Here is a 13,221-nt window from a genome sequence, read left to right on the forward strand (position 1 = left end):
TAAAATACAGAAACAATGAATCGCGTTAAACTTGACTACTCGAAAGTATTGCCGTTCGTGGGAGAGAAAGAGATCTCCGCGCGAAGGGAAAAAGCATCACAGGCATTGAAAGGCTTGGAAAACGGAACGTGTAAAGGAAGTGAATTTCTTGGATGGTTGGATCTTCCGGCACGGATCACGAGTGAAGAACTGGATCGGATAGAGGCGTGTGCCGCGCGACTGAGGGCAGAAACGGACGTGGTGGTCATTGTCGGCATCGGCGGCTCGTACTTAGGTGCCAAGGCGGTGATCGAGTCGATGGCGGGCAGTTTCGACGCCTTCTCCGGTACAAAGGTCGTTTTTGCCGGGCATAACGTCAGCGAGGATTACTTGTACGAGTTGCAGGAGTTTTTGAAAGACAAGAAATTCGGGATATGCGTCATATCCAAATCGGGAACCACCACCGAGCCGGCAGTTGCTTTCCGTTTGTTGAAAGAACAATTAATCGGGCAGGAAGGGGTGCAGGTTTCCCGTCAGCGTATCGTGGCGATCACGGACGAGCGGAAAGGGGCTTTGCGCGCTCTGGCGGACAAGGAAGGATACCAAACGTTTGTTATCCCGGATAATGTCGGGGGACGTTACTCCGTGCTGACTCCCGTGGGATTACTGCCTGTTGCCATTGCCGGGCATGATATCCGGGCGTTGGTGAAAGGTGCCGCCGACATGAGAACGTACGGCAAAGAGAACGGGGCTGAACTGTCCGCCACCTATGCCGCCGTGCGCAATGCTTTGTACGAGAAAGGGTACACGATTGAGATCACTGTCAACTTCAACCCGAAACTGCATTACGTGGCGGAATGGTGGAAACAGTTGTACGGGGAAAGCGAGGGAAAAGAACACAAAGGCATATTCCCCGCTAGCGTGGATTTCACGACAGACCTGCATTCCATGGGACAATATATTCAAGAAGGACGCCGGGATTTGTTTGAAACGGTGCTCTCTGTCGAGAAGACGAAACACCAGTTGCTGGTGCCTTGTGACGCCCACGATTTGGATAAATTGAACTATCTGGCGGGCAAACGCATCGACGAAGTGAACAAGATGGCGGAACTAGGAACCCAACTGGCTCACGTGGACGGGGGCGTGCCTAATATCCGTGTTGTGATACCCGAATTGACGGAATATTACTTGGGACAACTGTTCTACTTCTACGAGCTGGCTTGCGGCATATCCGGCGGCATCCTCGGCGTGAACACCTTCGACCAGCCGGGCGTGGAAGCGTACAAGAATAATATGTTCATGCTTCTGGGAAAACCGGGGTACGGGAAGTAATCACCTTCGGCGAGTTGAGAAACTACCACCCCTAGCCCCTCCTTACACCGAAGGGGCTAGGGGTGGTAGTTTTTCATTTTCAATTTTCCATTTTCAACTTTCAATTATTTTGTAACTTTTCACTATACTTGTTCGTCATATCGATAAACAAGATTCTGTATGTTGAAAAAGTTACTGATAGCGTGCGTCGTATTTTGTACCGGGGTGGCGGAAACCCGGGCACAGGCGAAGGATTACCGGATTCACGGGGAGATACATACCGTGATGAACACGACGGTAAGCGGTTATATTTACTGGGGAAGGAATTTATACTGGACGGATATATTCTCCGCGTCCAAGCCGGAAAATCCTTATACCCATTACGTGAACGAAGTTGTACCTGTCGCCCATCAGTTTGCCTGTCGCTTCGGGAACATCAAGCGGATTCGCGTGATCGGGGATAACCGGATCGAGTTGGAGATACGCGACGGGCATATCATCGAACTGGAGGATTGGTTGCCATCCGGCAACAGGGGCAGCTTGAGGATAGAGGCGGACAAGGAAACCGCTATCGCGTGGGATCTTATCAGCGAGATCGTTTTTAGCGCGGCCCCCGACACGGCGAGGGAACCCGCCGATACGCCTATCACGGGTACGGTGGAAACACCTCACGGGCGGTACACGGGCATCGTGCAATGGGACAGGGACGAAAATTCGTTGTCCCACGTGTTGGACGGGCGTTCGGGAACGAGCGGTATCACTATCGCTTTCAAGAATATACGAAGCATCGCGTCGTCGGGAAATTCATGTCAGGTGGTGTTGAACAGCGGACGGGAGTTCGTCCTGTGGGGCGAGAATGACGTGGACGAGAGAAACCGGGGAATCGTGGTGAATATGCCGTCCGTGGGGCAGGTCGTCGTGGGATGGGCGGATTTCAAGACGTTCAAAAGCATCCCGTTGAATCAGGTAAACCTGCTGAAGTATAGCGATTTCATGTCGCCCCGGCGGATACGGGGCACGGTGGAGCTGAAACGGGGCGAGGTACTGGAAGGCGTGCTGGCGTACGATCTGGACGAGGCGATGGATTTCGAGCTGTTGGACGGGCGGAACGGTAACGTGGCGTATCGTATTCCTTTCCGGAATATCCGGGTTATAGAGCCGAAGAATCACAAGTACACGTGGCTGCAACTCGGCAACGGCGGCGAGCTGGTGTTGGGTGAAGAGCGCGACGTGACCTTTGACAACGACGGCATACTCGTGTTCGACGCGAAAGGCGCAGCGAGGTACGTCCGTTGGCGCGACGTGAAGCGGGTTTCCTTGCCGGCAAAAGAGGAGGGTAATGAATAGGGTGGAATATAACCGGGCGGTGGATGCGTTCTCCGATGACGTGTATCGTTTTATACACAAGATGTGCAGGTCGAGGGAAATGGCGGAAGACATCGTGCAGGACAGTTACCTGAAACTGTGGGAGGAGGTCGCCCGCGTCGATTACGGGAAAGCCAAGGCTTTCCTCTTCAGCACGTCCTATCACCGGATGATCGATATCCTGCGGCGCGAGAACAAGTTCGGGGACATCGAGTCCGTCGGCGACCGGGTGGAGGACACCTCGCCCGCTTACACGGGATTGCGGGAGGTGCTGGAATCGGCTTTGGCGAAATTGCCGCCGGTACAGAAAACCGTCGTTCTGCTGCGGGATTACGAGGCGTATTCCTATCAAGAGATAGCGGAGATCACGGGACTGAACGAATCGCAAGTGAAAGTGTACATCTTTCGGGCGAGGGCATTTATGAAGGAGTTTATCCGTCGACCGGACGTGGTCGTTTAAGCGGGAGAAGATATGATAACGAGAGAGAATTACGAGATTTATTTCATGGATTACCTCGACGGTGTGCTGCCGGGGGAGTGCCGCGAGGAGTTGCGGGCGTTTCTGCTGGCGAATCCCGATCTGGAGGAGTTGTTGGACGGGATGGACGGCGTGCGCCTGCAACCGGAACGGGATGTGTTCGGGAAAAAGGAAGAATTGAAGCGGCACGCATCCGCGAGGGAACTTGCCTACCATGCCATAGCTGAGGCGGAAGGCGTGATAACCGAGGAAGAGCGGCAATGGGTACGCGATAACGCGGGGGAGGATGAATTCGGGAGGGAAGTGGCGGCGTACCGTGCGACACGGGTGCAACCTGACCGCGGGCAGGTGTTCGGGAGGAAAGACGCGACGCGTCGTTACCCGGCGGTGATCGTCTGGATGAAGCGTTACGCGGGAGTCGCCGCGGTTGCCATTTTTGCAGTGGTACTTGTTTTGTATATCACGAGGGAGCGGGAATTTTCCTCGGACAGCCTGCCGCGGCTTACGGCGCGAACCGAACCGGTTTCCTTGCCGGAACTCCCCGCGCGGGTGACGGAACCGGAGAAGATGGAACCCCGGCAAGAGGATAAGCCGCGAGTTGATATCGTTCCCGTCACGACGCCCACCGTGCCGACGGAACGGGTGGAACCCGTCAACTTGATCGAGAGTGCGAAAAACATCGTCGTTCACGCCGAGATACTGCCGCCGCGACCGAATGAAATGCTGGTTTCCCCCTACGAGGGCGTGCGGGTAAGGCTGGAAGTGAAGGAACAGCGTCCCCGCCCGCTCCGCGTCATCGCTCCCGATCTCGAGAGTTCGGACAATATTCTCAGCTCGATCGTCAACGCGGGAAGAAACGTGGTGAGCCGATTCAGGAACAGGGAGGAAAAAGATGAAGATCGCCTGTAACAATCGGGGGTGTTCAACCGTCATGTGATAAAAGAAAATAATCTAAAGAAAAAGAATATGAAAAAGGTGGTTGTATATGTAATGTTTATGGTGTGCGTGCTGCCCGTGTCGGCACGGAGAGATACTGTCGTTATCCGCGACAACTGGCGCGTGGACACGATCCGGCAGAAAAGCGAAAAGGTCGATACCGTCGTCCGGGAATCGGAAATGATTATCTGGGACAACACGGTGAGAGAGTCGGGGAGAAGACCGAGGCGCTATTCCGAGGTTCCCTTGAAAACGGTAAGGGAGGAGAACCGACGTGCTCTACGGCACCTCTTCCGGGGACACTGGAGCGGTTTCTATCTCGGGTTCGTGAATTTTGCCAACACGGACTATTCCAAGTACGGGGGGGACGATTTCATGGAATTGGACTGGGGAAATTCGTTCGCCATGCAGTTCAATCTCTTCTCCCACGGCATGGGGTTGAACGAGCGGCGGACTCTCGGCGTGGTGACGGGAATCGGGTTCGAGTATCAACGGCTTTGTTTCGACCGGGATATCACGATACGTAAAGACGAACACGGTATGCTGCGCCCTCTTCCCTTGGACGAACTGGGAATCGGCAACACAAAAAGAAGCACTTTCAAGACGCTCTACATGACGATACCGCTTCTCGTGGAATGGCAATTCCCCGCGTCCGTGCGCCGGAGAGCTTACCTGTCTACCGGGGTTGTCGGCGGCGTGCGGCTTCACTCGAAGACGAAAATCGTGTACAAGGACGAGAACGGCGACAAGCACCGGAAGAAAAACTCGGACAGCTACGGCATGATTCCCTTGAAAGCCGATTGGACGGTACATGTCGGGTATCACGGCGTGTGCCTCTGGGGAAACTACACGTTGACCAACATGTTTAAAAAGAGCAAATCCCCTGAATTGCACCCGTACACGATCGGGGTAGGGTTCACGTTTTAATTTATGATTTATGATTTACGATTTATGATTGAAGGATTGCCGAAGCGAAGTAGTACTCCAATCATAAATCAAGAAATCGTAAATCATAAATCGTGAATCACGGGATCACCAGATCGATAACTTCTGCTTTCACGTACCTGCTATCGGAGTACGCGCTCCAGTCGGGCGACGTGAAGAACGGGTAGAGATGCACGGTTTCCGTTTCCGGGTGGGCGGAGTCGGGGAGGGCGATTCGCGCGAAACATTCGCCGCGGGTGAAGGATGTCATGATGAATTGCGGCGAATCGGGGCGCGAGTCATAGAAAAATCCCAGTGCCAGAGAGTCATTCGGGTTCGCCCGCCCGTACTCGCGGGCGGGCGCGTTCCAGTAGAGAAAAAACGTCCACCCCTCGCGGTTCACCCGCGTATCCCTCGGCGGCACGAGATCGCCCTTGCAGAAGTGGAAATCGGGAAAGTAATCCACGCCCTGCAACTTCAAGTCGAGCACGGGATAATTGAGCTTCCTGAAAATATCCAAGTAGGTTAGGCTGAAACACTCCCCGTACATGTTCCACGCGAAGTAGAGCACCGGGGAGAGCCGGAAAAAGTTGACAGGAAACGTTCCCGTTATCTCCATGGCGTCCCTCGCCATTTGTTGTTTCTCCGTGGCGGGTCGCTCCACTTTCTCCCGCTTGGCTGGCATGGCGCATAGTTTATCGTTCCGGTAATAATATCTTATCCCGTTCAGGATAAAACTCTTGCGCGTCGGGTCGGATTGATTTTTTCTTCCCATGGCTATCGAATTAAACGGTTACACTAATCCCCTCTTTATCCCGTACCATGTAAAAATAAACAATTATTTTGAATTAACAAAGTACTTATCAGAAAATGTTATCAACTTGTTAATAAGTTCTGCATGAGTTCTGCATAAGTAAGCCACGCGGGATACGACTGGTTTTAGGCTGTATATTGTTGTACACGTGTTGTTTACATGGTGTTTGATATAGTCGTGTAAAAGAGTGGTATTAAGAATTAAAAAATATTAATATTTAACATCAAATTCCATTGGAAATGAAAATAATAGTTCTAACTTGTGATTGGAAAAGAACATAAATCTTCCCTGTAAATCGCGGAAAGATGCGCGTGCACTTCCTGTCCTGCCGGACGGTTAGTGCCGGACTTTTATTAACTGTTTAAAATTAAAAACTATGAGAAAGAGAATTGTAGGATGCTCAAGCGTGCGAGGCACGTTGCTTGACCAAGTACATTACCCCCACCCGTTTGAACCGGGTGTGACCGTGGTGCGCCTCTTGTCGAACAAGAAAGTGAAGCTGAACGAAACCGTGGCGAAGAACGATGCCGCCTTCGGCGGGTTGGGCAGGGAAGGCGGTTACCTGTTGCCGGGGGCGAAAGTGGGTTTCCCGTACACCGGGCGGGAGGCTTCCGGGCATTCCCGTTTCGTGGGCGTGAACGCCGTGACGGGCGTGTCAACGGCGGTAAAGATAGACCCGGAAACCCCGTACGATCCCGAGCAGAGCGTGTCGAAACAATACACTTACCTGATCGATTACCCGAACCTGATTCTTGCCGCGGGCAAAGTGCCGCCGATTGCCGTGACCGTGACGCTCGACAGGGAAGCGCGCAAAATTTCCTGCGTGCAGGCAGCGGACACGACGTTGGGAACAAACCGTAACCCGGACGACGTGGGGTATTGCGTGTTATACGACCCGACGAGCAAAACGTGCATCGTGCAGCGATTGCGCGCGCGGTCGGAGGAAGGATCGACCTCGACGGCAATTCCCGCGAACGTCAATCTCGACACGCTTTTCGCTTACGTTTTCACCGCTCGCGCCAACGGGAAACCGACGTCCGATTCCGAGTGCAAGCTGCAAGGTGATTCCAACCTCGTGGCAATCAATCGTATCGCTAAAGATATGAAGTTGAAGTTCCCGCTTGCCGGGGCGATTGATAAACTGAATGCCGCCGTCGACATGGAACTGGCAAGACGGGCAACCGAACGCGAGCGACTCCGGGAGGCGGAGGAAGAAAAACGAGAAGAGGAGAAAGCGAGAAGGATAGCGAGCGGGGAGAACGCGGCGGTTGCCGCGGAGGAAAGGGATGCGCTTCTTGATAGTATCCTCGACGACGTGTCCGGTGTCGAGGACGCCCCCGGCGAACACGCCCGGCAATTCGACGAGAGAATGCAGGTACTCGCCGACACGATCTTCACCTTGAAGAAAAAGCACGAGAGCGGTTGAAATGTAACTTTTCAAACGTGATAAAGGTATGCCCCGGCATACCTTTATTTCGTTTGGAAAACCTCCGTTGCCCGGTGGAATATCCCGTGCAGGTAGGCGATGGTCATTCCGTAGTTGCTGACGGGGATGCCGGCTTCGATGGCGGGTTGGAGGCGGTTTTTAAGTTGTTTGCCCGTGATCATGCAACCGCCGCACTGGATGACCATGGCGTAGTCGGTGATGGGGCGGGTGATGGCGTCCAGTCCCGCGATGAAATCGAATTGAAAGTTTTTGCCCGTGTAATCCTGTAACCAACGGGGGATTTTATGCCGCCCGATGTCCTCGCATGACACGTGGTGGGAGCAGGATTCGAGCATGAGCACGCGATCGCCCTCTTGCAGTCGTTCTATCCGGGGAGTACCTTTCATGTAAGCGTCGAAGTTCCCCTTGTGGCGTGCCAGCACGATGCTGAAACTTGTCAGCGGTATTTCGGGCGGAACGAGTGCCGCTACTTTTTTAAATACTTGACTATCCGTGATCGCGAGGCGGGGACGTATCCCGGTATTCGCGAGGAAACAGGTGATCTCTTCCGGTTGCAGGACGATGGCGGTGGCGTGGTTGTCGAGTATGTCGCGGAGCATTTGTACTTGTGGAAGGATCATGCGTCCGGCGGGAGCCTCGGAGTCGATCGGGGTGACGAGCAACACGATGTCACCCGGGGCAATCAAGTCGCCGACGAGCGATCGCGGGCTGTCGTTTTCCGCGTGCCACACGCTTTTCAAGGCATCCAGAACGGGAGTGGTATCCATGTCGCGGGTCGAGAAGTCGATGACCGGACAACTGTATTCCCGCGTGAGGCGTTCCTTCAATGCCGGCGAGAGGGGAGCTTCGTCCTTTTTGTTGTGAATGATAAGGAAGGGGAGTTCCTGTTTCTTGAAACGCCCGGCGAGTTGCCGCTCGTGTTCCTCGAATTGATTGCCCGCGATGACAAGGATGGCGATGTCGGCTAGCGAGATGGCGTCACGTGTTTTCGCTACGCGTGCTTCACCCAGCGCGCCGGAGTCGTCGACGCCTGCCGTGTCGATAAATATGACCGACGCGAAGCCGGGAATCTCGTAGCTTCTTTTCACGAGGTCGGTAGTCGTTCCGGCAACGTCCGAAACGATAGCTATATTCTGGCCTGTCAAGGTGTTGATCAAGGAACTTTTTCCACTGTTGCGGCGACCTAACAGGATGATGTGTAGTTTGTTGTCTTTGCCCATGAGAGGGGAGTTTATAAGGTTTGTAAAGTTTATAAAGTTTGTAAGGTTCATAAAGTTCATAAAGTAACGGGAGTTCTTCGGACAGTGTTTATCGGCAGCTCAAGCTGCCGTGGACAAAACGCCCCGCGGGGGTCTATAAACCTTATAAACTTTATGAACTTTATAAACTTTATGAACTGTTTTATCTGTACATTTTCACGTCTTCCCGGGTGATGGTGTTCCCGCCGAGAATGACCAAGCGTTCCACGACGTTGCGTAGTTCACGAATATTACCCGTCCATTCGCACTCTTTGAGGGCATCAATAGCGTCCGCGGTGATGTTTTTCGGGGCGATGCCCATTTCGGTGCAGATGTCTGTCAGGAAATGGGGAACCAGTATCTCGATATCTTCCAACCGTTGATTTAATGGCGGGACGTCGATGATGATGACGCTTAGGCGGTGGTAGAGGTCTTCCCGGAAATTACCCCGTTTGATTTCTTCTTTCAGGTTTTTGTTCGTGGCCGCGATTACGCGTACGTCAACGTTGATGTCCGCGTCACCGCCCACGCGGGTTATTTTCTGCTCCTGCAAGGCGCGTAACACTTTTGCTTGCGCGCTGAGGCTCATGTCGCCGATCTCGTCCAGAAAGAGGGTGCCGCCGGTGGCTAACTCGAACTTTCCTTTCTTTTGTTTGATGGCGGAGGTGAAAGAACCTTTCTCGTGCCCGAACAATTCGCTCTCGATCAGTTCGGAGGGGATAGCGGCACAGTTTACTTCCACGAAAGTGCTTTCTTTCCGGTGACTGAGCTCGTGCAGCTGGTGGGCTACCAGTTCTTTGCCGCAGCCGTTAGGTCCCGTGACAAGCACGCGGGCATCGGAGGCTGCCACTTTCTCGATTATGGAGCGCACGCGGTTGAGTGCGTCGGATTGACCGATCATCTCGTATCGCTTGCTGACTTTGTTTTTCAGTGTTTTGGTTTCGTGTATCAGCAAGTGTTTGTCTGTCGCATTCTTTATGGTGATCAACAGCCGGTTCAAGTCCAGCGGTTTCTCGATAAAGTCGTAGGCTCCTTTCTTAATGGCCTCGATTGCCGTGTCTATCGTTCCGTGTCCCGATATCATGATAACCGGGGTGTCGGCGGAAAACTCTTTGATACGTTCCAGTACTTCGATGCCCTCCATTTTGGGCATTTTTATATCGCAAAATACAATATCCGGTTTCTCCGATTTCACTGCCACGAGTCCTTCCATGCCGTTCTCGGCAAGCACGATTTCGTGTCCCTCGTACTGGAGAATATCTTTCATGGAATTGCGGATACTCCTCTCGTCGTCAATCACAAGTATTTTTGTCATAGTACATCTTTTTTGTCTCACGGCAAATTTAGTATTTATTTTTGGATATGGGAAGGGGTGAGATAAAAGTTGCAAGTTACATTCGCCTTCGGCGAGTTGCAGGTTACAACTAAAATAAAGTTTTACCCGCGGCGAAACTTTATTTTGATTATTCCCGGGAAATAAGTATTTTTGAGTGATTTTATAACTTGCCTTCGGCAAAACTTAATAAACTATGAAGCGGTCTTTGGTTTTTCTTCTTGTATTGTTTCTTGTATTGGATGTTCAGGCGCAGCGCAAAAAGGTGGGGTTGGTGTTAAGTGGCGGCGGGGCGAAAGGAGTGGCGCATATCGGTGTGTTGAAGGTGCTGGAAGAGGCGGGTATCCCGATAGATTATATCGCGGGCACGAGTATGGGGGCTCTCGTGGGGGCTTTGTACTCGATCGGTTATGACGCGCGCACGATGGATAGTCTGGTGAGGGCGCAGGACTGGATGTTTTTGTTGAGTGATAAAGTGTATCGTTATAACCTGCCTTTCTCGGAGAAAGAGGAAACGGAGAAATATCTTGTTTCCGTGCCGATTAAGAACAATCGCGAGCTGAAGATCCCGTCGGGGTTTATCAGCGGACAGAATATATTCAACCTGTTTTCCGATTTGACGATAGGGTATCACGATTCGCTTGATTTCCACCGGTTGCCGATCCCGTTCGCTTGCGTGGCAAGTAATCTGGTGGACGGCAAGGAGGTGGTGCAGGATCGCGGGACTTTGCCGCTTGCCATGCGTGCGAGTATGGCTATCCCGGGGGTGTTCGCCCCGGTGAGAAGGGACGGGATGGTGCTGGTAGACGGGGGAATATCGAATAATTTCCCGGTGGATATAGCGAAAGAAATGGGTGCTGATATTATCATCGGGGTGGACGTGCAGGCGGAATTGAAAGACGCTTCCGGTCTGGAGTCGGTGACGGGAATTATCGACCAGATGACCTCGTTTCTGGGAATCCAGAAGTACGAGGAAAACAAGAAGATGGTAAACGTGTATATAAAACCGGACGTGTACCCGTACTCTGCCGCCAGTTTCTCTACCCGGGCAGTCGATACGTTGATTATGCGGGGGGAAGAAGTTGCCCGTGCCCAATGGGACGAGTTGATGAAGCTGAAACGCGAGCTGGGAATACCGGAGGGTAAGAATGCCGCGGATACGGAGGATAAAGTGGTGCTTCTGAACGATACGCTCACGATAGATGAAGTACACTTGACGGGGATTGACGCGCGGGACGAGAAATGGTTGAGAAAGAAGATACGGATCAAGAATTATAGCCGCATCACGTTGAATGACCTGCATCACGCGATAGCCGAGTTGTACGGTATCGGGGCTTTCTCCAGCGTGAGCTACAAGTTGAGCGGGGGACCGGTGTATGACTTGGAACTGATTCTGAAACAGAAGCCCATGAGTTCGTTGAATCTCGGGTTCCGTTTCGACTCGGAGGAGATGGCGGCGATATTGTTGAACACGACGATATCGCACAAGGAGTTGCGGGGTTCCCGCCTTTCGCTGACCGGGCGATTGAGCATGAATCCTTACGTGAAGTTGAATTATTCCCTCGGGAATACTTTCCTACGGAGGTTCGAGCTGGGGTACACGTTCAAGTATAATAATCTGGATATTTACCACAAGGGGAAAAAGCAGGATAATATAGAGTACGCTTACCACAAGGTGGAGTTGGGCGGTTCGGATATTTATTTCCGGAATTTCAAGATGCAGATCGGGGCGCGTTACGAGTATTTCAATTACGAGTCGTTCCTGTTCTCGGATCGGGATCATAATATTAGGGTAAAACCGGAAGGGTTTTTCAGCTACTACGGGTTGGCGCATCTGGAAACATTCGACAAGCGTTATTACCCCACGAGAGGGATCTCGTTGAAAGTCGATTATTCGCTTTACACGGATAATTTCCTGACGTACAATGACGGCGCGCCATTTTCGGCGATAGGTTTGGATTTCGAGAGCGTGTTGTCCATTACCCGGCGCGTGAAGTTTATTCCCTCGATATACGGTCGGGTGCTGATCGGGAATAATATCCCCTATCCTTATTTGAATTGCATGGGAGGTGACGTTGCCGGACGGTATGTTGACCAGCAGTTGCCGTTCCTCGGTATCCAGCATCTGGAGATATTCGACAATTCGCTGGTGGTGGCTAAAATCATGTTGCGCTATAATCTCGGGCGGAATCATTATATATCTTTGTCCGGGAATTACGCCAAGCAGGATGCCAATTTCTTTGACGTGTTCGGGGGCGATGATATTATTGGCGGGGGCGTGGGATACTCGTACGATAGTTTCGTGGGACCGATTGACGTCACTTTCTCGCTGTCGGATTGGTCGAAGAAACTAGGGTTCTACTTTAATTTGGGATATTACTTTTAAGGTTTTATGAAGAGATTGGGGATTATTATTTGCATGTTAATAGCATGCGCGGGATGTCAACGGAACATGTACCGGTTTACCGAGGGAACGGTGTACGGTACTACCTATCATATATCTTACAAGAGTGACAAGGATTACGCGGCGGAGATACGCCGGGAGATGGAGCGCGTGAACGAATCGCTTTCCATGTTTAACAAGAAATCGACGATAGCCCGCTTGAACCGGGGGGTGACAGACCGGACGGATTCGCTGTTCGTGAGATTGTTCACGAAGGCGGCAGAGATACACGCGAAGACAGGGGGTGCGTTCGATATCACCGTGGCACCGCTGGTGAACGCATGGGGGTTCGGTTACAAGAACGAGCGGTTGCCGTCGGCGGAGAAAGTGGACTCGTTGCTGCAATACGTGGGGATGGAGAAGTTGAAAATAGAGGACGGCCGGCTTGTCAAGGCGGTCGAGGGAATCCAGATGGATGCCAGTTCGATAGCCAAAGGGTTGGGCGTGGATCTGGTAGCGGAATTTCTCGAGGGGCAGGGTGTACGGGATTACATGGTGGAGATTGGCGGGGAAGTTCGGGTGAAGGGACAAAGTAATAAATCCCGCCCGTGGCATATCGGTATCGACAAACCGATAGATGACGAGGCGGCTTCTCGTAGGGAGTTGCAATTCGTGCTGGAAATGGGAGAGGGTGCGTTGGCGACATCGGGTAATTATCGCAGGTTTTACGTTGTGGACGGGAAAAAATATTCCCACACGATAAACCCTAAGACGGGTTTTCCTGTCCAACAGGATATACTGGGGGCTTCCGTGTACGCTCCCACGTGTATGGAAGCGGATGCTTACGCCACGGCTTTTATGGTGCTGGGTATGGAGAAAGCGAAGGAAATAGTGGAGGCCAATCCTAGCGTGGAGGCTTGTTTTATATATCAAAATGAACAGGGAGAGCGTGAAGTGTGGGTGTCTGAAAAGTTGAAAACATTGATATTGAAAGATTAGTTCTGTCAGGTGAA

11 protein-coding genes are annotated in these 13,221 nt (G+C 52.3%); 8 read left to right on the plus strand and 3 right to left on the minus strand.

Annotated elements, in window-relative coordinates:
- The first annotated feature begins 15 nt into the window (after positions 1 to 15).
- The 5 genes from H8S64_RS05875 (at position 16) to H8S64_RS05895 (ending at position 4,996) form a co-directional block, all read left to right on the plus strand.
- The gene (locus tag H8S64_RS05875) at positions 16 to 1,311 is read left to right on the plus strand and encodes a glucose-6-phosphate isomerase (protein WP_099292394.1); all 1,296 of its coding nucleotides are present in this window, start codon (positions 16 to 18) and stop codon (positions 1,309 to 1,311) included.
- A 159-nt stretch (positions 1,312 to 1,470) separates the two neighbouring features.
- The gene (locus H8S64_RS05880) at positions 1,471 to 2,637 is read left to right on the plus strand and encodes a hypothetical protein (protein WP_186975335.1); all 1,167 of its coding nucleotides are present in this window, start codon (positions 1,471 to 1,473) and stop codon (positions 2,635 to 2,637) included.
- A complete protein-coding gene (locus H8S64_RS05885; protein ID WP_099292396.1) occupies positions 2,630 to 3,115 on the plus strand; it encodes an RNA polymerase sigma factor in 486 nt (161 codons plus the stop codon). Before H8S64_RS05880 ends, H8S64_RS05885 begins: the two co-directional genes overlap by 8 nt.
- Before the next feature lie 12 nt (positions 3,116 to 3,127).
- Positions 3,128 to 4,042 (plus strand): hypothetical protein, encoded by a 915-nt coding sequence (locus H8S64_RS05890; protein ID WP_186975336.1) that lies wholly within the window; start codon positions 3,128 to 3,130, stop codon positions 4,040 to 4,042.
- A gap of 57 nt (positions 4,043 to 4,099) precedes the next feature.
- Complete coding sequence (locus tag H8S64_RS05895; protein WP_186975337.1) at positions 4,100 to 4,996, plus strand: outer membrane beta-barrel protein; 897 nt, start codon at positions 4,100 to 4,102, stop codon at positions 4,994 to 4,996.
- Positions 4,997 to 5,093: 97 nt separating this feature from the next.
- On the opposite strand, the gene H8S64_RS05900 is transcribed toward H8S64_RS05895, so the two are convergent.
- Positions 5,094 to 5,768, minus strand: a complete 675-nt coding sequence (locus H8S64_RS05900) for a hypothetical protein (RefSeq protein ID WP_186975338.1) — start codon at positions 5,766 to 5,768, stop codon at positions 5,094 to 5,096.
- Positions 5,769 to 6,183: 415 nt separating this feature from the next.
- Here H8S64_RS05900 and H8S64_RS05905 point away from each other — a divergent pair, with 415 nt between their 5' ends.
- Entirely contained in the window at positions 6,184 to 7,233 is a 1,050-nt protein-coding gene (locus H8S64_RS05905; protein WP_186975339.1) for a hypothetical protein, read from the plus strand.
- Positions 7,234 to 7,277: 44 nt separating this feature from the next.
- Here the strand turns inward: H8S64_RS05905 and hydF are convergent, their stop codons facing one another.
- Together hydF and H8S64_RS05915 are read right to left on the minus strand one after the other, a co-directional pair.
- Positions 7,278 to 8,474, minus strand: a complete 1,197-nt coding sequence (gene hydF, locus H8S64_RS05910; protein ID WP_186975340.1) for a [FeFe] hydrogenase H-cluster maturation GTPase HydF — start codon at positions 8,472 to 8,474, stop codon at positions 7,278 to 7,280.
- 181 nt (positions 8,475 to 8,655) lie between these two features.
- Positions 8,656 to 9,807, minus strand: coding sequence for a sigma-54-dependent transcriptional regulator (locus H8S64_RS05915; RefSeq protein WP_186975341.1), 1,152 nt, complete (start codon positions 9,805 to 9,807; stop codon positions 8,656 to 8,658).
- Positions 9,808 to 10,021: 214 nt separating this feature from the next.
- Between H8S64_RS05915 and H8S64_RS05920 the strand changes: the two genes are divergently transcribed.
- Together H8S64_RS05920 and H8S64_RS05925 are read left to right on the plus strand one after the other, a co-directional pair.
- Positions 10,022 to 12,211, plus strand: a complete 2,190-nt coding sequence (locus H8S64_RS05920) for a patatin-like phospholipase family protein (RefSeq protein ID WP_186975342.1) — start codon at positions 10,022 to 10,024, stop codon at positions 12,209 to 12,211.
- Between the two features lie 6 nt (positions 12,212 to 12,217).
- Positions 12,218 to 13,207: an FAD:protein FMN transferase gene (locus H8S64_RS05925; RefSeq protein ID WP_255469443.1), complete on the plus strand. Its 990-nt coding sequence runs from the start codon at positions 12,218 to 12,220 to the stop codon at positions 13,205 to 13,207.
- The last annotated feature ends 14 nt before the right edge of the window (positions 13,208 to 13,221 follow it).

It is taken from the genome of Butyricimonas hominis, from assembly GCF_014287455.1.
Classification (GTDB): domain Bacteria; phylum Bacteroidota; class Bacteroidia; order Bacteroidales; family Marinifilaceae; genus Butyricimonas; species Butyricimonas muris.